Origin of the sequence: Paenibacillus sp. Aloe-11, assembly GCF_000245715.1 — a bacterium.
GTDB lineage: Bacteria > Bacillota > Bacilli > Paenibacillales > Paenibacillaceae > Paenibacillus > Paenibacillus kribbensis.
Window position 1 is genome coordinate 364,068 of record NZ_JH601050.1, and the last position, 21,782, is coordinate 385,849.

A 21,782-nucleotide genomic window follows, 5' to 3' on the forward strand; every position below is an offset into this window, starting at 1 on the left:
CGAATGCATGAAAGTCTTGAGCGATTGATTAGCTTTGATACATATATTGGATTTGTCGAAGGCGTAGAAGCAAGAATGCAGTAAAACAAGCATTTTAAAAATTAATAGGGGAGATAGAAAATGCCACATACTGAAGGAACAAATGAATTTATTAAAAGCGTATTGGGATACGAGGAGCATGATGAACACTTGAAAGCAGAATATGATTTGGAATGTCGTCATGATATGCTAATGGAGTTTGCCGTAAAAAACGCTGATTTATTCTTAGAATTCGCTAATGCGAGTATGGAATATTCCAATAGTAATTTTGTAAAACAGTTTAAACGTAGCTATACACAAAAATAATTATCATACATTAAAAGGAGAAATACATAAATGAATACAATTCACCTGAGCAGCATGAACAAAGAGGAACTGGTAGAACTATACAATGATGCTTCAAGACTTATCTTTGCTGATAGCAAGGAATCCAAAGAACAATTTGTACGAGATAGTAGCGCCGAATGGAAAGAGGTAGGTCAAGAATATAAACAGCGTAGACAGTTGCTGAATATCAGCCTTAGAAAACTTAGTGGACTGCTAGGATGTTCTGAATCTAAGCTGCGTAAGTGGGAGAATGGTCAGCCTGTACAAGCTGCTGATATGCTTCAACACTCTTATGACATGGCGTTGCAACTTGAAGCTATTAAACAAGAGGCTGAAAAACTGAAGGTTAAAGATATTTCAAATGAAGCTACTCTTTCTGAGAATGAAATTCGTGAATTCTACACTATCTTATGGACTTGGATTTCTTCTAGTGACTATACGTATCATTTGTATGAGTTCATTCAGAATGAAACCAACGAAAATGACCCCAACGCACTGTATAAGGAGTCGAGAAGTGCTAGCGAATTCTCCTGTCTCCTTGATGATTATTTGGATGAAGAGTCTTCGCTTGAGTTTTACAAAGAATATCACCAAAAGGTAAAGCAGAGCATCCAAAACTTAAACTAAGCATTAATGGGAGAAGGGGATGGTACTAAAAAATTTGACTCTTCTAATGCTTTCGACACATCTATGATTGGTGAGCCGATGAGTATTGGGCGCTCTACCCTTCTCCTATAGAAGAGCAGAAGATAAAATCAACATTTGATCACAAAAATTGGAGGCAATAATTTGAACGAATCAAGACAAAATGCAGGTAGAGGCAGACCAAGAATTTTAAGTGAAAAAGAGATTAAACGTTGGCAAGATACATATGGTGAAGATATTCAAATTGTGGATTATAAAAAACGCGCAATAAAGTATAGTTTGATTGCACGAGAACGTGGTCTAATCAGTGAGGATGAGGAATTTGCTTATTTTTTACTTTACGGTTCAGTTAATTCGAGAATAAATAACACGAAACATGGTGATGAGTACTATCGACGTGTACCCTGCGAATGGACTATTCCTGAAGAGACAGTGGAGCAGATTATCAAGTGTAAGTCTGAAATGTGGTTAGAATGGAAGCGGCTTACAGATATATATCTAGAAAAGGGTAAGCCAAGGGGATTACGCCCGAGCATAGATAGAATAAACGAAGCAGAGGGCTACTCTTTTTCTAACATAGCAGCTATGAGCCAACATGACAATACCAAACGGGCGACAGCTCAACCTCACTTTTTAATAAAAATGTACGACTCTAGAAATCCTGAAAGCTCAAGAACATTCAGGAAATACGATACTAAGAGGGAAGCTCTAGAGGCTATTGGCCTGTCTCAAACAGAATCAGATAGTGGGAAGTATTATGAAGTAGATGGTTGTGTATACCTCTTGCAATCATCTGCTCTTACGCATGGGGAAAAGGAATTGATCCAGAAAGAAGACAACGATGATAAAGAGAAGACATATAGGGGATCAATTTTAATAGCAACAATAGAACTTGGCGATGGACGTACCGCAACAATAAGCAAAGAATTTACATATACTCAGTCAGCGGTAATAATCAAGGAAACACCAGTAGAGTGATACATATTGAAGTCGCTTCAGACGAGCCTAAACGGCGTTCTAAGAAGTATTAGAGTTAAGGTAGAGGGAATCTAAGTAGCAAGTTAGGAAGGCTTAGAATTGAAATTTAGATTTTCAGCAGATAGAAAAATTAACGAAGCAGAACAGGAGAGACATATACATATTATGGAAGAAGAAATGGTAAAAGCTCTAGAAGCATATCCCCCATTGTTAGATGTAAAACACCTCATGGCTATCTTTATGATTGGTGAAAATGTAGCTTATGATGAAATGAATTCAGGGAAATTCCCAGTTATGAAAGTTGGCAAACAGAAGAGAGTGGCAAAGCCATTATTAGCAAAATACATAATCGAATCCTCTTGCGGAACTGAATAATATGTGTATAATTATGAACATGCAATGAAGCATCTAGATGTTGAGCATGTTCTTTTTTATATGGTTCAGTGGTCACAAAGTGGTCACAAAGTGGTCACGAAACTAAGAGAGCCAGTTAAAACTAAATAAGGTTAATTAGCAGATTAAACAGCGAAAACCGTTAATACATAAGGTTTTCTGAGGTTAATTAAGGCTAATTAAAAGTCATTTTCTTATCAAGAGCAGGTGGAGGGACTAGCCCGATGATACCCGGCAACCGGCGATTCTAATCGCACGGTGCTAATTCTTGCAGGACGTGCGCTTTGTATACAAGCGTGTTGCCCTGACAGATGAGAGAGGCGCATATGGATACAAATATGACCTTTCTCTAACTGAGAAAGGTCTTTTTATTATATGCCCGGCATCTCGACAAGACGATTTTCGCGAAACTTACTAACGAGGAGTGAGTTACATGCCGATTAAGATTCCGGATACACTACCTGCCAAGGAAGTGCTGGAGGGCGAAAATATTTTCGTAATGGATGAAAGCCTGGCCTATCACCAGGATATCCGTCCGTTGCGCATCGCCATTTTGAATTTGATGCCTACAAAAGAGACGACAGAAACCCAACTGTTGCGACTGGTCGGCAATACCCCGCTGCAAGTGGACGTTACATTAGTACACATGAAGTCCCATGTATCCAAAAATACATCACAAGAATATTTGAACATGTTTTATAAAACGTTTGACGAGATCAAGAACAGTCGTTTTGACGGTATGGTTATTACAGGTGCCCCGGTAGAGCAGCTGGAGTTTGAAGATGTGAACTACTGGAAGGAAATCCAGCAAATTTTTGAATGGACGAAAACGAATGTCACTTCGACCATGCATATCTGTTGGGCCTCACAGGCAGGTCTATACCATCATTTCGGGGTCCCTAAATACGGACTCGACTTCAAATGCTTTGGCGTATTTCCACACACGGTTATTAAGCCTAAAGTGAAGCTGCTACGCGGCTTCGATGAACTTTTTCATGCTCCTCATTCCCGGCATACGGAGGTTCGGCGGGAGGATATTGATCGCATTGCCGAATTAGAGGTTTTATCCGAATCCGAGGAAGCTGGAGTGTATCTGGTCGCCACATGTGATGGCAAACAAATTTTTGTAACTGGCCATTCCGAATATGATCCACTCTCGCTGAAATGGGAATACGATCGTGATGTGGCTAAAGGATTGAATGTTGAAGTCCCCAAAAACTATTTTCCTGACGATGACCCTAAACGCACACCGCCCTCTATCTGGCGTGCGCATGCCAATTTATTATTTTCTAATTGGCTTAACTATTATGTATACCAGGAAACACCTTACGATATCGGGCCCCAGATTTAAAAAGGGGCTTGAAATTTACCTTTCTGCAGTACCACCTTGCAGTAGCGCAGCAGTATAGGATTTGATCATCCATTTTTGCAGCATATGTTACATCATCTAATATGGAAGTTAATGGGAGGATTCGTATGAGTGAGAAACAGTGGAAAATCGAAAGCAAATTGGCACAGATCGGTTCAGTGGAGGAGCCAGTAACCGGGGCTATTAATTATCCGATTTATCAAGCTACGGCGTTCCGCCATCCCCGTCTGGGCCAAAGCACAGGATTTGATTACATCCGGACGACTAATCCGACGCGAAAGGTACTGGAAGAGGCTTCCGCTGTACTGGAATCTGGTGATGCAGGCTTTGCATGCAGTTCCGGCATGGCGGCGCTGCAAACGGTATTTGCTTTGTTTGGACAGGGAGATCACCTCATTGTATCGCTGGACCTCTATGGTGGGACATATCGTTTGCTGGAGCGCATTTTATCTAAATTCGGCGTGACGGCAAGTTATGTGGATACAAATGACCTTGAAGCGCTTGAACAGTCATGTCGACCGAATACCAAAGCTGTATTCATAGAAACGCCTACGAACCCGTTGATGATGATTACGGATATTCAAGCGGTGGCTGAATGGGCATCACAACGTCAGTTGCTTACCATTGTAGATAATACGCTGCTAACACCATATTTCCAGCGCCCTTTGGAGCTGGGTGCCGATATTGTGGTACATAGCGCAACCAAATATTTGGGTGGACACAATGATGTGCTGGCAGGTTTGATTGTAACCAGGGGCAAAGAGTTGTCGGACGAAATTTCCTTCCTTCACAATTCTATAGGAGCTGTGCTTTCTCCGGGCGACAGCTATCAATTGATGAAGGGCATGAAAACGCTGGCGCTGCGTATGGATCGACATGAGCATAATGCGACGGTACTTGCTAACTATTTATTGACCCACCCTGCAGTGGCGGAAGTATTTTATCCAGGGCTCGAAGGTCATCCGGGTCGGGAGATACAAAACAGACAATCCAGCGGCAACACAGGTATCTTCTCCTTTAAAGTAAAGGATGCTCGCTATGTGGAGCCATTGCTTCGTAACATTAAGCTGATTGCTTTTGCCGAAAGTCTGGGCGGGGTAGAATCGCTGATGACCTATCCTGCTGTGCAGACACATGCCGATATACCGGCAGAAATTCGGGATGCAGTTGGGGTAGATGACAGGCTGCTGCGTTTCTCCGTAGGCATTGAGCATACAGACGATTTAATTGAAGATTTGCGTTCGGCGCTGGAAGCGGCACGTCAAGAAGTTGAAGGAGGGGAGCAACAATGATTGAGGATGCAAAGAAAATCGAGCAAACTCTGGATAAGGAGCGGAAATTCGCTACCAAGCTGCTGCATTTTGGCTCTGAAATTGACAGTGTAACAGGTGCGTCGAGTGTTCCCATCTATCAGGCTTCTACCTTTCACCATCATGATATCTATAATCCTCCACAGCATGACTATAGCCGTTCCGGTAATCCGACACGACAAGCTTTGGAGGACTATATTGCTCTGTTAGAAGGCGGGGCCAGAGGCTTTGCCTTTGCATCGGGCATGGCGGCCATCTCCACTGTATTCATGCTTCTGTCCGCCGGAGATCATGTCATTGTTACGGAAGACGTATATGGAGGAACGTATCGACTGCTGACCACCATACTGAAACGGATGAATATTGAAACGACCTTTGTTGACATGACGGACCTCAACCTCGTAAAAGAGGCCTTGCAGGAAAATACAAAGGCTGTGTATATGGAAACCCCGTCCAATCCTACACTCAAAATTACCGATGTAGCGGCAGTAGCTTCCTGGGCACAGGACAACGGACTTTTGACATTGCTGGATAATACGTTCATGACCCCTTATTATCAGCGTCCGATTGAGCAGGGTGTCGATATTGTCCTGCACAGTGCGACCAAGTTTCTCGGCGGACACAGCGATGTGCTGGCAGGACTTGCGGTAGCACGTACCGAATCGCTCGGGAGACAAATCAAGCAGCTCCAAAACGGGATGGGGACTGTGCTGGCCCCGCAAGAGTCATGGTTGCTCATGCGCGGCATGAAGACACTGGAAGCTCGTATGGCACATAGTGAAAAGAGTGCGGCAAAGCTTGCGAACTGGCTGAACGACCGAGCCGATATTGAGGCTGTGTACTATCCGGGGCTGGAGAATCATCCGGGGCGTGCTGTTCACGAGAGCCAATCCAGCGGATACGGTGCAGTGATATCGTTTGATGTAGGTTCAGGTGAGCGGGCAAAAGAAGTTCTCAGTCGCGTGCGTATTCCAATTGTCGCGGTGAGTCTGGGAGCTGTGGAAAGCATCCTGTCTTACCCGGCGATGATGTCACATGCAGCTATGCCGCATAGTGTACGCCTGGAGCGAGGAATAACAGATGGACTACTTCGCTTTTCAGTAGGTCTGGAGGATATTGACGACCTGATCAGCGATCTGAACGAGGCGTTAAGCTAGAGCGTCAGCACCTCAGCAGCATCTTGGCGTTTTCACGCAGGAAGCGAATAGGTACAGTACTAACAGCAAGTTTCCAGTATTTCAGGAGGCTTGCTGTTTTCTATAGAATGATATGAAGGACAGTGCGAAAAATGGCTATACGTACTGTTGAGAATCAGCTGGGAGCTGTATATTTCTCAAGGTGAAAAGCAGAAAGAAGCGGGAATAAGTATGGTTCCTTACCTAAAGATATGTTAGTATTATCAATAGGTTTTACTATGCTAAATAGCACAGACAACATACAAGGCCAGTCATGAACATACATTACGGCAGGGTTCGAACGCAGGTTTGTGAAAGCATTCTCGTTCATAAGTCCTGTCTTTCATTTCGTCGCCCTGTGAAAGCAAAGGAGGATACACCATGAGTGTAATCGACCATATTTTAGATAAAGCCCTGCGCGGCGAACGCCTGAATTTAGAGGATACCGTTGCTTTGTTTGAATCAGACGAGGTAGAAAAAATCGGTCATGCAGCAAATAAGGTCATGAATCGCATGCATCCTAATCCCGTTAAAACCTTCGTCATCGGACGAAATATCAACTATACGAATGTGTGCGACGTATATTGCCGTTTTTGTGCATTTTACCGCAGACCGGGTTCAGATGAAGGCTACGTTCTACCGGATGAGGTGATCTTTCAGAAGATCAAGGAAACACAGGATGTAGGAGGCACTGAAATTTTGATGCAAGGCGGTGTAAATCCGAATCTGCCGTTCAGTTACTATACAGATTTGCTGAAAGGCATCAAGGAGCGTTTTCCCGATATTACGATGCACTCCTTCTCGCCGGCTGAAATTCATAAAATGAAAGAGAAATCCGGCCTTTCCATGGAAGAAACCATTCGAGCCATTCATGAGGCCGGACTGGATTCACTGCCGGGTGGAGGCGGAGAAATTTTGGATGACCGCACTCGCCGCAAAATCAGCCGTCTCAAAGGCTCTTGGCGGGATTGGATGGACGTGATGCAAACGGCTCACAAGGTTGGTATGAACACGACGGCTACGATGGTTATCGGCTTTGGCGAGTTGATGGAGGAGCGTGCGCTGCATTTGCTGCGTGTTCGTGATGCTCAGGATGAATGTATTGAAAATAAATATAATTCTGAAGGATTTTTGGCCTTTATTCCCTGGACCTTCCAGCCAGACAACACAAACCTGAAGAAGGAGCGCCAGACGCCGGAGGAATATTTGAAAACTGTTGCGATCAGTCGACTTGTACTGGATAACATCAAGCATATTCAGTCTTCGTGGGTAACCATGGGACCGGAAATCGGCAAAAAATCTCTCTACTATGGCTGTGATGATTTTGGCAGCACGATGATTGAGGAAAACGTCGTTTCCGCCGCAGGCGCAACCTATAAGGTCAACATCGAGTCCATTTTACAGTTGATCCGCGAGACTGGTAACATCCCGGCGCAGCGCAACACCCGTTATGATATCATTCGTACATTTGACAGCGCCAGCAGTATTGAACATGATTTTATTATGCAAAATTAAGAATAGATCCGTTCATATTTCTTAATCATTAAAAACGCCTATTTAACATTAATTCGTGCAGAGGGATTAACGTAGATAAGCGTTTTTTTGATGTGTTTATAATTACATTTTATTCTTCTTCAAATCCCATTAATATAGAAATGTCTTTGATATGTAATGCATGGGCAATTTTTTCAATGTTGTAATATTCAATTTTTGAAATTTATTGTTGCACAAATTAGATATTTTGGATTGTGGGACTCCCGAGAGTTCCTCTAATTTCTTCTGTGTTATTCCACGATCTTTTAGAATTTCTTTTAACTTAATTCTGAACTTTAACATATAAATATCCTCCGAATATAGAAAAGACCAACCAGAAATTCTGGTTAGTCTTTTAATACGAATAGACGCCCTCTCCAAAGGTAAACGGTCTATTTCAGTGCCTTTATTAACACAGCCACCGCTTTTATAAGCGGCTGTTGCTAAAGAGTGAGGACGCTACAACATCCTTACTCTTTTTTTAGTGTATACATCTCAGCCTGCGGGTCTGTCATTTGAATGATCGCCTTGAAGCGCTGCAAATCCAAAAGATGAACATGATAGACAATAGTCTTTTCAGTTTTTTTATCGACCAGATCTTTCTTAATTTCATCCTTTTTCTGAACAGGACTTCCCACAGAAATACGTTGTATACGAAGCCTGCGATACAGGGCATCCTCAATAGTCTGCTGGTTGTTGCTGATGACACAAACCATGCGGGTCAGACCAGTAAACATCAGCCGAGTCGTTTCGTAGGCGGCGAGGCAGGACAAGGCCGAGTACAGAGCTGGTTCCCAGCCTAGCACGAAGCCAGCCGTCATGAGCAGTAAACCATTACAAAGCATCACAATTTGTATCAGCGGAATTTTCCGTTGTGTTAGAAATAGAGCCGATGGGCGGCCATCGTCAGATTCGTTCAGCCCTAGCGAATCGAGCAGACCACCGTGACGGGCCGCTAGCCCTGCGCCAAGCCCGATACAGATTCCGCCTCCCAAAGCACATACAACCGGATGGCCGCTCACTGCCGGGAAGGGCGACAGAATAATGGCTGAGCCTGAAAAGGCGAACAAGCCGGGGAGCGCCCGAAGCAGCATGGGCTTGTGGGTAGACAGTGAATACAGCATCATCAATGGCAAGTTCAAAACGAATAGCAGCAACCCAAAATGCTCCTGCGTATAAAGCGACACAAGTCTGGAGATGCCTGTGACGCCTCCAGCGATCATATCATGCGGATGTAAAAACAATTCCAGACCGACGGATGCTGTAATCCCGCCAATCACCGTATAAAAGACAGGGAACCTGCTCGCATCTCCTGAAGCGGACTTCACAAGCCGCTTCATAGCGCTTCGGCATGCTTTTCAATGTGCGGCATAGCCTTCCCTCCTCATGGATTGTCGTATCCAGCTTCTACAGTTATATCGTCTTACTCTCTTCCTTTCGAAGGCGAGGGTCTTTGAAGTTGAATATTTTGTTCAGCATATTAAAAATAGGTTTGGATTGCTTAGTCAGCAACGGACCAAGAATCGCCAGTATGAGAACATAAATGGCTGCAAAGGGTTGAACAATATCAAGCAAACCGCCTTCTTTACCCAAATTGGCCATAATAATTGAAAATTCACCGCGCGCGACTATGGTCAAACCAATATTGGCGGATGCTTTGGGCGATAAGGAGGCCGTACGCCCAGCCAGCATCCCGGCCCAAATGTTACCAAACAGCGTAAGAATGACCGCCGCCAGTGCCAGCCATATCGCGTTTCCTCCGAGGGATAACGGATCAATGGAAAGCCCAAAGCTGAAGAAGAACAGGGCACCGAAGAAATCGCGGAAGGGCACAATTAAATGCTCAATCCGTTTGGCATGCTCTGTCTCAGCCAGTACCAGCCCGACCAGCAGGGCACCGATGGCTTCCGCCACATGAATCGTTTCCGAAAAACCGGCCACCAGAAACAGGGAGCCAAAAACAACAAGCCCGAATACCTCATTGGAGCGAATACGCAGAATCCGATTTAACAGAGGAACGGCCTTTCGACCGATGATAATGACTGCGAGCATAAAACCAAGCGCAATCAGCGCCGAAAGCAGCACACCCCCGAGCGAGGATGAATCGCTGAGCACCAGTCCGGAGAGGATGGAAATGTATACGGCGAGGAAAACATCCTCAAACATAATAATGCCCAAAATCATTTCGGTTTCGGCATTGGCGGTCCGCTTGAGATCCACCAGCACCTTGGCAGCAATGGCACTGGATGATATTGTTGTTATCCCGGCGATGACCAGCGTCTCCGCAACGGGGAAACCGCTTAGGAAGCCAAGAGCCAGCCCCAGTGTGAAATTGATGCCGATATAAATGGTACCGCCCAAAGCTATGGAGCGGCCTGATTTGATCAGGCGGCCTACTGAAAACTCCAGACCCAAGTAGAAGAGTAGAAACAGTACTCCGATTCTGCCCATAAAATCAATGAACGGGGCGCTTTCGATAAACCGGAAATCAAAATGCCATAGCTCCATCGCGTGCGGTCCAACGGCCATTCCAATCAGGATATAAAAAGGGATGACCGAGAAGCGCAGCCTGGAGGAAATAAGTCCGGCTGCAGCGATTAGAGCAATTGCCAACCCAACCTCAAATACCAGATGATCCATCCAATCACCCGCTTCCGTTCATAAGAATTTGTTTAAACCGCTTTTGCTGATCACGTTCCCCGACAACGACCACAGTGGCATCCTCATTAATAACTACTTCAGGGCCAGGATTTACAAACTTCTTCCCTTTTTTCTCCATAATAGCAATGATGGTAGCGCCCGAATTTTGCCTTATATCCAGATTACCGATTGATTTGCCAACACTTGCATAGTGGGGCTCCACTTTGTACCATTCGATAATAAAATCGTCAAATGTCATTTCTACGCTTTCAAGCTGTTTGGGTTTATACGTCATGCCACCGATGATGGAGGCCACCTGTCGCGCTTCCTGATCATTCAGGGTGGTCATGGAAATGCTTTGTTCCAGATCCTCGTAATCAAAATGGTACAACTCACGCCTGCCGTCATCATGAATAATAATGACAATTCGGTCGCCGCTCTCAGCATCTATTCGATACTTAATCCCGATTCCTGGCAAAATAGACTCTCGAATATCCATTTGTAAAGCCTCCTGTACGATACGTTTATTTGAAATAAATGATATGGGAAATAAATCACATACTTTGAGTGTGGTATGGAATATGAATTAATTGTATAAATTTATTAAAATTTAATGGAAAAACCCAAATAAATTTTTCTTATTAGAACTCATTGGGAAAAATCAACAAATAGACATACAAATGTGTGGTATGCATGCAAAAAGGAGAGGTTAAGCCACATAACTGGAGGTGAATTTGATGGGAAACAAGCACAATTGCTTTTTCAGCTTGCAAATGACAGGGATGAAAGGCAGACGAAGCTTGGGGATGCTCAGCAGCAGCACAAGCGCGATCAAAATGACAAAAGGGAGTGATTTGGCCGCAGCAACCACCAGATGAAGCAATGGGGAGGACTTACGAATAGCTGGTTTGGAGTGATGCTCCAGCCCATGGGAATCCGTTTCCAATGAGGAGGCCTCAGCATAAGGCATCAAAGAAGAGACCGCAGTAAACTGCAGGGATTGAGTGGTATCTTCTGCATGAAATGTCACAGGAAGGGACAAAATCTGAACGAGGCTCAATATGACGACCATACATGTACGCAGTATGTTCAGCATCGTTGACATCTTATCCCCTCCCTCTTGTGAAAAATTCATATTACTATAACCTTAACATACCCCACCTTAAATATTCAAACGTCTGTCGGTTTTGCTCTTGATGAAACCGATTATTTCCTTATAAATATGACTTCCCGTTTCCAGTCGTTCACTTCGTATAACCCTACAGAGGCCGCCATATACTGAAAGCAGTGATCGAAAGGAGTGAGCCAATGGAACTGTTTACAGTGTGGACCAATACAGATGGAGAACAGGAAGCCGACCGTTTCTACGAGGTGGTCAAAAGTAGAACCAAGGGACTACATATGTCACGGCGCGGATTTCGATTCACTTTCAGACAGCTGGAAAACAAAGTGGCATGGACCTGCAAGGGCACGGAGAGCAATTCGGAGTTTGAAAGCTTTCTTCCCTGTGTATACAGCATCATGTCTTCAGCGATAGCGGATTATATTATCCAAGTTAAGGAGTGGGAGCTGCTTGATCAAAATCTCACCAAAGCCTGTTCGCTGCTGGAGAAAGAGGACACGACCCGAATTCGCAGCATGATTCGCTCCCTGGTAAATGATGATGGCCCAAGAGGACGTTTAAAGCGCCATGGTAAACTGACCGCTCTCCTGGAAAAGGATTTCAAGGAGCTTCGTGTAATGAACTTGGAAGGGCTTATTCAATTCAGACTGCATGCGTATAAAAAAGAGCTTGAAGAAATCGTCGATTATGCCATGGAGGAATTCTGGGCAGATCGGCAGTATGAAGAATTTATGGGGCTGCTCAAATACTTTGTATTTTTTCAGGAAAGTAAAGTTCCGCTCGTGCATGTGCTTCATCAAGGCGGGCATGATTTTACCATTCTCGATAGCGCCATGGTCCCTATAGCGACTCCCGACGCGGATGACATCATAGTGGAGATGCCGGGAATTGAGCTGGAAATGGAGGTCGAGGATCGAATTGTGAGCACCCTTATTTCGATCTCCCCTGCTTCCATTATATTGCATACACACGATGAGCACACCCCCATTGTGCGAACACTGCTGCATATTTTTGAAGATAAGGTAAAGCTGAGCAGACTCTACCCAGGTCAGGATGTTCAAAAATAATAAAATGTTTTGTATAATCCAACGGATTTCTGGAAAGCCTTTGCTTCAAGGGGAGGTTTTTTATGAGATCCATGTTGGTATGGAAACGGATTTTGGGCACCGTTCTCATTGCAGGCTGTGTGATGATGTCGGGTAATGAAGTATACGGTCACAAAGAACCGGTCCAGCATAAGAAATGGCAATCAACACCTGTTTTGGCCCCACCCGAAAAGCAGGTCATTACGACCATGATGGTCACGGCAACAGGATATACAGCAGGCTATGAGTCCACTGGCAAACGGCCAAATCATCCCGGTTACGGTATTACGTATTCCGGTGTAAAAGTACGTCGTGACAAAAACACACTGTCCACGATTGCAGCTGATCCCAAGACGTTTCCCTTGGGCAGCATTTTGTATATTCCAGGTTACGGCTATGGCATTGTAGCAGATACAGGATCAGCAATTAAGGGCAACAAGATTGACTTGTATTTTAAAACAACCCGGCAGGTGTATTCCGAATGGGGTAAGAAAGACGTAAATGTCCAAATTATAAAAAAAGGGAACGGAAAATGTACGGAAAAGATGATACAATCGCTCCAAAAGGCGATCGAAACGCATAAATCCATTCCGAGCTCAACACTGGATGCTTCCATTTAATCCTTGAATATTGTCCTTTCTGACTTCACATACTATGTTGCGGGATAAGCTTATCCCATAAAACATACTGGGAGGTTGAGATTTATGCCAAATCAAGGCGGAAGCTCGAACATGAACCAAGGCGCCAAAGCAAGCGCAGGCAATCAGTTTAAAGCAGAATTTGCACAAGACAATTCGGTAGGTGTCGTTTCTCAAAAGGTGAAAAAGTCTGAACAAAATAAAATTCAAGACAACTACCAGACACCAAATGAGAAGTATAGTGAAGAATTTGCAACAGATGTGGCAGGTACAAGTGCAGTAGCGCAAAAAGTACAAAACGCCAGTCGCAACAAAATTCAAAGCAATGCTCAAACACCGAACCAAAAGTTCGATGAAAACTTTAACACGAAATAAAAAAGTATATGCAATCGACAATGCCTCGGAATTCTCCGGGGCATTTCGTATAACGTGAACAGGGGTAAGTACATATAGGTCTAAGGATTTATCTGCTTTTTAATTTTTTTTAAGGTGGAATTAAGGTTTAAAGTGCAAAATAAAGTCAGTTAAACAACACCACCTTGAAGCATAGGGTTTGGGAGGAGATATATAATGGACGAATTCAAAAATAATAATTCCGGACGCCGGAACGACAACGATCAGGTTGATGCTGATAGAACAATTCGACAAAATGAATCAAGTGGTTCCTCATATTATTATTCCTATGGCCCTTTTTCTTCAGTTCAATCGGACGGACAACGCAAAGAAGAGCAGTTGATGGAGAAGGACGTAGAGATTACACCACCGCAGGCAGTAAGACCTTTTCCTCCCTCCTACCATCGAGCTGTGCCTGAGCAACAGGACGGTTCAGGTCGGAATGGTGGCAACTGGCAATTCAAGCCGAATAAGCCCAAGTCACAAATCAAAACGATTTTCCTGTCTTTTTTGGCCGGAATGCTGGTTATTACGGTTTTGATGTATACAGCTGATCGAACCAATATGTTTACACCGGAGACGGCGTTAACTTCGGCGGCAGCGGAAAGCGGCGAAACGACAAATTCAGGATCGACGGGTTCTGAGCCAAGTGCAGTTCCGGCTGTGATGCCTTCAGGCACTGCTGATGTTCAATCTGTTGTTGAAAAGGCGGGACCTGCGGTCGTCAAAATCGAAACGCTTGCCAAGCAGTCAAGTGGCAGACAAAGCAGCCCATATTTTAATGACCCGCTGTACCAATACTTCTTTGGAAACCAGTATGGAGACAGCGATGGTAATAGCGATGGAAACAGCAGTAATAGGAACGACAGCAGCAACAGCGGACAACTGACTCCGCTTGGTATCGGTTCCGGTTTTATTTTTGATAAATCGGGCTATGTCCTGACCAACAACCATGTTGTTGAAGGTGCAAGCGTCGTTCAGGTTACTGTAGAAGGAACCAATAAACCGTATGAGGCTAAGGTGTTAGGTAAAAATGCAGACCTTGATTTGGCGGTACTTAAAATAGACGGTAAAAATAATTTCCCAACGGTACCGCTGGGGAATTCCGATAACGCTAGAGTCGGCGAGTGGATGGTAGCAATCGGTAACCCTGAAGGCTTTGAGCATTCGGTAACAGCCGGAGTGCTGAGTGCGAAAGAACGTACGATCACGATTAATAGTGAATCAACTGGAAAACCGACGCAATACAAGCATCTTATTCAAACGGACGCATCCATTAATCCAGGTAACTCTGGTGGACCGCTGTTGAACCTGCGAGGCCAGGTTATTGGTATGAACGTAGCTGTGAGTGCAGACGCACAGGGGATCGGTTTTGCGATTCCGTCCAATACGATCTTGGAAGTTGTCGATAAGCTGAAAAATAATCAGCCTATTCCGAAAGAACCTGTGCCTTTCATAGGCGCAACTCTGTTGAATTTAAGCCCTGAAGTAGCCAAGGAACTGGGTACATCCCAGACTGAAGGCTCGGTTGTACGAGATATTGTTTACAAATCGCCTGCTTATCAGGCAGACCTGCGTCCTTACGATGTGATTATCGGAGCCAATGGCACGCCTTATAGCACATCACAGGAGCTGATCCAGTTTATTCAAACACAAAAGGTAGGTACAGCACTGACGCTTAACATCGAACGGGCCGGACAGAAAAAGGACATTCAACTGAAAATAGGCAACAAAAATGATTTTAGCTCGACGCTTCAACAATAAGCTAGTAACTCTATACAAATGAGCATGGAACAAGAAACGGAAGGAAGAGCCCTTCCGTTTCTTGCTGTATGCGGCGGCAAGATGCTACATGCGTCTACTCCTGCTACAATAGAGTGAAAAGAAGATAATAAAGGAGTTCGATCATGCATGCGTTCTACCGTTCTGATAATTGATGATGATGAGAAAATTGTGTCCATGCTGCGCAGAGGTTTGGCTTTCGAGGGCTATGAAGTGCTGACTGCCGCCAACGGAGCAGAAGGATTGAATAAAATGCTGACAGCTGAGCCTGATGTTGTCGTGCTGGATGTCATGATGCCGCAGGTGGATGGTTTTGAGGTATGCCGTCGCATGCGTGAGGGCGGAAGCACGGTGCCCGTCCTGATGCTTACAGCCAAGGACGAGGTGGAGAACCGGGTTAAGGGCTTGGATTTGGGGGCCGACGATTATCTCGTCAAGCCGTTTGCACTGGAGGAACTGCTAGCACGTGTGCGGGCGCTTTTGCGGCGTAAAACCGAACAGCAGGACAATAACGGAAACCGACTTACCTTCGAGGACCTGCAACTGGATAACGAATCACGTGAAGTGTTTCGTGGCGGCAATCGTTTGGAGCTGACAGCAAAAGAATTTGAGCTGCTCCATCTATTTATGCAAAATCCGAAGCGTGTGTTGTCACGCGATTTGATTATGGACAAAATTTGGGGCTATGACTATAGCGGGGAATCGAATGTGCTGGAGGTGTATATTGCCATGCTGCGCCAAAAAACGGAACAGGATGGCGGCAAACGACTCATTCGCACCATTCGGGGAGCCGGTTATATTTTAAGAGGTGATGTGTAATATGTCTATTCGGTGGCGGCTGACAGCTTGGTATTCGAGCATCTTGGCTATAGTGCTTGTCATTTTTGGTCTGGCTATTTACGGACTGGTTTATTATTACACATACAATGAAGTGAAAAGTCAGCTTATGACTCAGGCGCCACGGATTAATAAGCAGCTGCTGCTTACTATCAAAGGGGGATTGTTTGAAGTCCCCAATCTGGATTTGGGCTTAGTGCAGGGACGTGGAATTGATGACTCGCAGCTATATGTACAAATTTATAATTACACATCCGGGGTAACCAAAACGACTCAAAATATGAAAGACCTTAATATTACCTTCCCGGTACCATCTACAGCGGTAGGAGCAGTCCAAAATGAGGGGATTCGGCGTGTGAGTGTGGAAGGGGATTCCTTTATGATTTATCAGCAGCCGATCAAATCTGATGAATTGGGGTTGGTAGTTGGCTTTCTCCAGATAGGGCAATTTACGGGCTCACAGGATCGGCTCATGAACAGGCTGCAAAATGTGCTTGTATACGGCTCGTTATTTGCTCTACTCGCTGCCGCAACCTCAGGTCTCTTTTTGGCTCGCAAGTCCATGAAGCCGCTGGTCAAGGTGATTGAGGGGGCAAATCAGATTCAATCCAGTAACGATTTGAGTGTCCGTATTGAATATGACGGGCCGGCAGATGAAATTGGGCAGCTGATCGGGACGGTTAACAATATGCTGGAACGTACAGAGGCATTTTATAAGGAGCTGGAGGATGCATACGGTGCACAGCGCCGTTTTGTGGCCGATGCTTCCCATGAGCTGCGTACACCGCTTACGACGATTCGTGGCAATGTTGATTTTTTGGTCAAAATGTGGACCACTGAACCAGGAGAGCGACCGAATATGGATGAAGCGATGATTCGCGAGCTGTCTACCGAGGCGCTGAATGACATGGCTGATGAAGGCCAGCGGATGAGTCGTTTGGTGAGCGATATGCTGTCACTTGCGAGAGCGGATACGGGGAAAACATTCGATAAGACTCCAGTCGCGCTGGAACCGCTTGTAAATGAGGTTGCCCGTCGTGCTCAATTTCTGGAGCGAACAGCCGAATGGAATGTGGGCGACTTTTCGCTGCTGAATGGCATTTATATGGAAGGCAGCAAGGATTATTTGCAGCAGATGCTATTTATTTTTATTGATAATGCGTTCAAGTATACTCCTGAAGGCACCGTCCGATTTGATGCCATTGTTTATCAGGGGCAGGTGGGTCTGCGGATCAGTGACACAGGCATCGGGATGGACAAGAGTCAGGTTCCCTATATTTTTGACCGCTTTTATCGGGCGGACGAGTCACGCGGCGTGACGGAGGGGATCGGTCTGGGACTGTCTATTGCCAAGTGGATTATCGATGAACATCACGGGTCAGTGGAAGTGGTTACACGTCAAGGAGAAGGAACGACATTCATCATCTGGCTTCCGGTCAGCTTTTCCGCGCCTTTGGAATAGGCTATAATAGGAAGGCAACGACATCATAGAATTGGCCGGTAGAGGCTTGGATGCCCACAGCTGTCCAGTTATTGGAGCGGCATACCGTGTCGAAGAAAGCGGGTGCTATTTTTGGAAGTACTCAGGATTTCACCCCGGGGTTACTGTTACGGCGTAGTCGATGCCATGGTATTGGCTCGTCAGGCTGCCAGAAACCTGGACTTACCCCGGCCTATTTATATACTAGGCATGATTGTGCATAACAGCCATGTCACCAATTCCTTTGAAGATGAAGGGATTATTACACTGGACGGCCCGAACCGTATGGAAATTTTAAGCCAGGTGGAGAAGGGGACCGTTATTTTTACCGCCCACGGCGTATCCCCTGAGGTTCGCAAGCTGGCAAGAGACAAGGGACTGACTACGGTTGACGCTACCTGTCCGGATGTGACGAAGACCCATGATCTGATTCGGGAGAAGTCGTCAGAAGGATACCAGATTATTTATATCGGCAAAAAGGGGCACCCTGAACCGGAGGGAGCTATCGGAATTGCACCGGATCATGTCCATCTGATTGAAAAGGAAGAGGAAATCGACACGCTTGCGCTGTCTGAGGGCAAAATCCTCATCACCAATCAGACGACCATGAGTCAATGGGACATCAAGCACATTATGAAGAAGCTGCTGGAGAAATTCCCGGGTGCCGAGATACACAATGAAATCTGTCTGGCAACCCAAGTGCGTCAGGAGGCGGTAGCCGAGCAGGCTGGACAGGCGGACCTGGTGATCGTTGTCGGTGATCCACGCAGCAATAACTCCAACAGACTTGCCCAAGTGTCTGAGGAGATTGCCGGCACTACAGCTTATCGAATTGCCGATGTAACAGAACTGAAAAGTGAGTGGCTGGAGGGCGTTGCGAAGGTAGCGGTCACATCCGGAGCTTCCACTCCGACGCTGATTACGAAAGAAGTTATTACGTATCTGGAGCAGTATGATCCAGATATCCCGGCAACGTGGGAGATTCAGCGGACCGTTGATATGAAAAAATTGCTGCCTCCTGTACGGGAAAAGTCAAAAACAACGAAATAACTTAGGATTGACCTTAGTCGCTATTCGAGGAGAAACACCCGAATAGCGGCTTTTTTTATTGTTATCATAAAGATAATCTCGAGAATAATTAAGTCTTGACGAGTAAAGCCAAAACGGGTATATTTACTTTAACGAATAAAAGCTTAAAAGCGAACAAGCGTTTAAGTGTCATAATGTCAAAGTAATCCATAAAATATGTTTTATAGAGGGGAAGAAAAATATGATCGTTATCGCTGGTGTTCAAACACCTGAAGAACATATCCATGCCATTGTTGAAGTTATTGAGAAGGAAGGCTTGCAGGCCCATGTTTCACGCGGATCGGATCGTACGATTATCGGATTGATCGGCAGCGTAGAGCCCAAGCTGGCTGAACACCTGCGTCAAATGAAGGGTGTAGAAAATGTAGTCAAAATATCGAAGTCCTACAAATTGGCTAGCCGTGATTTTCATCCCGAAAATACGGTCATATCCATTAATGGCGTAAATATCGGCGGGGGCGAGCTTGTGATTATGGGTGGGCCGTGTGCCGTGGAGTCTGCTACGCAGATTGACGAGATTGCCGCGTTGGTTAAAGCTGCGGGTGCACAAGTCCTTCGTGGAGGTGCTTTTAAGCCGCGTACGGGGCCTTACAGCTTCCAGGGAACTGGGGTAGAAGGCTTGATCATGATGGCCGAAGCGGGCAAAAAACACGATCTTCTGACTATCACAGAGGTCATGACACCGGAATACGTGGACATCTGTGCGGAATATGCGGATATTCTGCAAGTAGGTACACGCAATATGCAGAACTTCGATCTGCTGCGCAAGCTGGGAACCTGTGGCAAGCCAGTGTTGCTTAAACGCGGTTTCAGCTCGACTTATGACGAGTTCCTGAATGCTGCCGAGTACATTTTGGCAGGTGGAAATCCGAATGTTATGCTGTGTGAGCGCGGTATTCGCACATTCGAAACCTACACCAGAAATACGCTGGATTTGTCTGCGATCCCTGTTTTGCAACAGTTGAGCCATTTGCCGGTTATTGCTGATCCAAGCCACGGCACAGGACGGCGTGAGCTGGTTGTTCCTATGACGAAGGCTTCAGTAGCTGCCGGTGCTGACGGACTGATTATTGAGATGCATACAGACCCTGACAACTCGATGACGGGCGACGGCGTACAATCCCTGTTCCCTGATCAATTTGCAGATTTGCTGAAAGATTTGGAATTGCTTGCTCCTGCAGTAGGGAAGACATTCCATACACCTAGTACCATTTCCTAATTCGAATAGTTAACATCATTGCATAAAAGTTTTGCCGCATTGCAGTGATAAGATTAAAATCACTTAAAAGCCCGATGTTTCGGGCTTTTTGTGCTTTTCAAATGTTATCAAGGGCGTGAGAATATCTAACATTAGTTTAAAAAATACCTTACATAGCTATTGACCCGTGTCATGTTTGAGATTTATAATGACGACAGCAAAAACATTCGATCATGAACATTTCAGGGTTGTATAAGACTTAATGTTCGGAAAAATTGGGAGGAAGAAGACATGTCCGTTGAAAACGTATTGAAAACAATTCAGGAAAATAATATTGAGTGGGTAGATTTTCGTTTTGTAGATTTGTCTGGTCGTGCTCACCATATTTCATTGCCAGCTTCCGAAGTAGATGCAGAAACATTTGTTAACGGTGTTGCTTTCGACGGTTCTTCCATTCCTGGCTATCGTGGCATCGAGGAATCCGACATGGTTATGCTGCCCGATCCAGAAGCGGTTTTTATCGACCCTTTCACTCAGCATCCTACACTGAATATTCTGTGTGACATTGCTACGCCAGATGGCGAAAAATACGACCGCGATCCTCGCGGTATTGCCAAAAAGGCAGAGGAATTTTTGCAATCGGCAGGAGTGGGCACAGCAGCATTTTTTGCACCTGAGTCCGAGTTTTTCATCTTTGATGATGTTCGCTACGAAAGCGGCATGAACAGTTCTTCCTTCTTCGTAGATTCCGAGGAAGCAGCTTGGAACACAAACCGTAAGGAAGAAGGCGGCAACCTGGGATTTAAAGTGGGAGTGAAGGGCGGATATGTACCTGTAGCGCCAGTAGACACCCAACAAGACATTCGTAGTGAAATGTGCCGTCTGCTTGAAGAAGCAGGTCTGAGAATTGAGCGCCATCACCATGAGGTAGCTACAGCAGGCCAAGCGGAAATCAACTTCCGTTTTGATACACTGAAGAAAACAGCAGATAACCTGCTCGTTTATAAATACATTGTACACAACACAGCTCGTCAATATGGTAAAGTGGCAACATTCATGCCGAAACCACTCTTCGGAGACAACGGAAGCGGTATGCACGTTCACCAATCCATTTTCGATGGGGACACTCCTTTGTTCTACGAAAAAGGTGCTTATGCTAACCTGAGCGAAATGGCTCTTCATTACATTGGCGGTATTCTGTACCATGCACCTGCGCTGATCGCTTTGACAAACCCAAGCACCAACTCGTTCAAGCGTCTTGTTCCAGGCTACGAAGCGCCGGTTAACCTGGTGTTCTCCAAAGGTAACCGTTCTGCGGCTGTACGCATTCCAGTAGCGGCTGTTACGCCAAAAGGCTGTCGGATCGAGTTCCGTACACCGGACTCCACAGCTAACCCTTATCTGGCTTTCTCGGCTATGCTGATGGCTGGATTGGATGGCATCAAGCGCAAACTGAACCCAATCGAATTGGGCTATGGTCCGCTTGACACGAATATCTATGAGCTGTCTGACGCTGAGAAAGGTAAAATCCGCAGCGTACCAGCTTCATTGGATGAGGCTCTTGACGCTCTGGAAGCTGACTACGAATTCTTGACTGAAGGCGGCGTATTCACAAAGGAATTTATCGACAACTATGTAGAGTTCAAACGTTCTGAAGCTAAATCGGTGAACATCCGTGTTCATCCGCACGAATACAGCCTGTATTTCGACTGCTAATAAATCGGCAGCGTAGCTGCCTTGAAGAACAA

Annotated in this window: 22 protein-coding genes and 1 riboswitch; of the genes, 17 read left to right on the forward strand and 5 right to left on the reverse strand. The window is 45.4% G+C overall.

Features of this window, described 5'->3' with window-relative positions:
• Positions 1–120 precede the first annotated feature (120 nt).
• From WG8_RS07725 to mqnC, 8 genes are all read left to right on the forward strand, one after another.
• Entirely contained in the window at positions 121–345 is a 225-nt protein-coding gene (locus tag WG8_RS07725; protein ID WP_007429566.1) for a hypothetical protein, read from the forward strand.
• Between the two features lie 30 nt (positions 346–375).
• Positions 376–993 (forward strand): helix-turn-helix domain-containing protein, encoded by a 618-nt coding sequence (locus WG8_RS07730; protein ID WP_007429567.1) that lies wholly within the window; start codon positions 376–378, stop codon positions 991–993.
• Positions 994–1,155: 162 nt separating this feature from the next.
• Positions 1,156–1,989: a hypothetical protein gene (locus WG8_RS07735; protein WP_043890876.1), complete on the forward strand. Its 834-nt coding sequence runs from the start codon at positions 1,156–1,158 to the stop codon at positions 1,987–1,989.
• A 99-nt stretch (positions 1,990–2,088) separates the two neighbouring features.
• Positions 2,089–2,364, forward strand: a complete 276-nt coding sequence (locus WG8_RS07740) for a DNA-binding protein (RefSeq protein WP_232289068.1) — start codon at positions 2,089–2,091, stop codon at positions 2,362–2,364.
• Between the two features lie 209 nt (positions 2,365–2,573).
• Positions 2,574–2,700, forward strand: a riboswitch (SAM riboswitch).
• A 115-nt stretch (positions 2,701–2,815) separates the two neighbouring features.
• On the forward strand, positions 2,816–3,733 hold the full coding sequence (gene metA, locus WG8_RS07745; protein WP_007429568.1) for a homoserine O-acetyltransferase MetA: 918 nt from the start codon (positions 2,816–2,818) through the stop codon (positions 3,731–3,733).
• Between the two features lie 125 nt (positions 3,734–3,858).
• Entirely contained in the window at positions 3,859–5,043 is a 1,185-nt protein-coding gene (locus WG8_RS07750) for a PLP-dependent transferase (protein ID WP_007429569.1), read from the forward strand.
• On the forward strand, positions 5,040–6,218 hold the full coding sequence (locus WG8_RS07755) for an aminotransferase class I/II-fold pyridoxal phosphate-dependent enzyme (protein ID WP_007429570.1): 1,179 nt from the start codon (positions 5,040–5,042) through the stop codon (positions 6,216–6,218). The genes WG8_RS07750 and WG8_RS07755 overlap by 4 nt, the downstream gene beginning before the upstream one ends.
• 399 nt (positions 6,219–6,617) lie before the next feature.
• Positions 6,618–7,751: a cyclic dehypoxanthinyl futalosine synthase gene (mqnC, locus tag WG8_RS07760; protein ID WP_007429571.1), complete on the forward strand. Its 1,134-nt coding sequence runs from the start codon at positions 6,618–6,620 to the stop codon at positions 7,749–7,751.
• Positions 7,752–7,880: 129 nt separating this feature from the next.
• On the opposite strand, the gene WG8_RS07765 is transcribed toward mqnC, so the two are convergent.
• The 5 genes from WG8_RS07765 to WG8_RS07785 form a co-directional block, all read right to left on the reverse strand.
• Entirely contained in the window at positions 7,881–8,072 is a 192-nt protein-coding gene (locus WG8_RS07765; RefSeq protein WP_232289069.1) for a helix-turn-helix domain-containing protein, read from the reverse strand.
• A 167-nt stretch (positions 8,073–8,239) separates the two neighbouring features.
• A complete protein-coding gene (locus WG8_RS07770; RefSeq protein ID WP_043890923.1) occupies positions 8,240–9,097 on the reverse strand; it encodes a YitT family protein in 858 nt (285 codons plus the stop codon).
• An 85-nt stretch (positions 9,098–9,182) separates the two neighbouring features.
• Positions 9,183–10,409 carry a cation:proton antiporter gene (locus WG8_RS07775; RefSeq protein ID WP_007429573.1) on the reverse strand — a complete coding sequence of 409 codons (1,227 nt, stop codon included), beginning with the start codon at positions 10,407–10,409 and terminating at the stop codon, positions 9,183–9,185.
• 4 nt (positions 10,410–10,413) lie between these two features.
• A complete protein-coding gene (locus tag WG8_RS07780) occupies positions 10,414–10,908 on the reverse strand; it encodes a cation:proton antiporter regulatory subunit (protein WP_007429574.1) in 495 nt (164 codons plus the stop codon).
• Between the two features lie 210 nt (positions 10,909–11,118).
• Positions 11,119–11,514 carry a hypothetical protein gene (locus WG8_RS07785; protein WP_007429575.1) on the reverse strand — a complete coding sequence of 132 codons (396 nt, stop codon included), beginning with the start codon at positions 11,512–11,514 and terminating at the stop codon, positions 11,119–11,121.
• Positions 11,515–11,717: 203 nt separating this feature from the next.
• Between WG8_RS07785 and WG8_RS07790 the strand changes: the two genes are divergently transcribed.
• The 9 genes from WG8_RS07790 to glnA all read left to right on the forward strand — a co-directional run bounded on the left by WG8_RS07790 (position 11,718) and on the right by glnA (position 21,750).
• Entirely contained in the window at positions 11,718–12,599 is an 882-nt protein-coding gene (locus WG8_RS07790; RefSeq protein WP_007429576.1) for a putative sporulation protein YtxC, read from the forward strand.
• A 62-nt stretch (positions 12,600–12,661) separates the two neighbouring features.
• A complete protein-coding gene (locus WG8_RS07795; protein ID WP_007429577.1) occupies positions 12,662–13,237 on the forward strand; it encodes a 3D domain-containing protein in 576 nt (191 codons plus the stop codon).
• An 84-nt stretch (positions 13,238–13,321) separates the two neighbouring features.
• Complete coding sequence (locus WG8_RS07800) at positions 13,322–13,630, forward strand: hypothetical protein (protein ID WP_007429578.1); 309 nt, start codon at positions 13,322–13,324, stop codon at positions 13,628–13,630.
• 195 nt (positions 13,631–13,825) lie between these two features.
• Positions 13,826–15,412: a S1C family serine protease gene (locus tag WG8_RS07805; RefSeq protein ID WP_007429579.1), complete on the forward strand. Its 1,587-nt coding sequence runs from the start codon at positions 13,826–13,828 to the stop codon at positions 15,410–15,412.
• 147 nt (positions 15,413–15,559) lie between these two features.
• On the forward strand, positions 15,560–16,249 hold the full coding sequence (locus tag WG8_RS07810) for a response regulator transcription factor (protein ID WP_007429580.1): 690 nt from the start codon (positions 15,560–15,562) through the stop codon (positions 16,247–16,249).
• A 1-nt stretch (position 16,250) separates the two neighbouring features.
• Positions 16,251–17,729 carry a sensor histidine kinase gene (locus tag WG8_RS07815; RefSeq protein ID WP_007429581.1) on the forward strand — a complete coding sequence of 493 codons (1,479 nt, stop codon included), beginning with the start codon at positions 16,251–16,253 and terminating at the stop codon, positions 17,727–17,729.
• A 111-nt stretch (positions 17,730–17,840) separates the two neighbouring features.
• Positions 17,841–18,797 (forward strand): 4-hydroxy-3-methylbut-2-enyl diphosphate reductase, encoded by a 957-nt coding sequence (locus WG8_RS07820; RefSeq protein ID WP_007429582.1) that lies wholly within the window; start codon positions 17,841–17,843, stop codon positions 18,795–18,797.
• 220 nt (positions 18,798–19,017) lie between these two features.
• Complete coding sequence (aroF, locus tag WG8_RS07825) at positions 19,018–20,055, forward strand: 3-deoxy-7-phosphoheptulonate synthase (RefSeq protein WP_007429583.1); 1,038 nt, start codon at positions 19,018–19,020, stop codon at positions 20,053–20,055.
• 270 nt (positions 20,056–20,325) lie between these two features.
• A complete protein-coding gene (gene glnA / locus WG8_RS07830; protein WP_007429584.1) occupies positions 20,326–21,750 on the forward strand; it encodes a type I glutamate--ammonia ligase in 1,425 nt (474 codons plus the stop codon).
• The last annotated feature ends 32 nt before the right edge of the window (positions 21,751–21,782 follow it).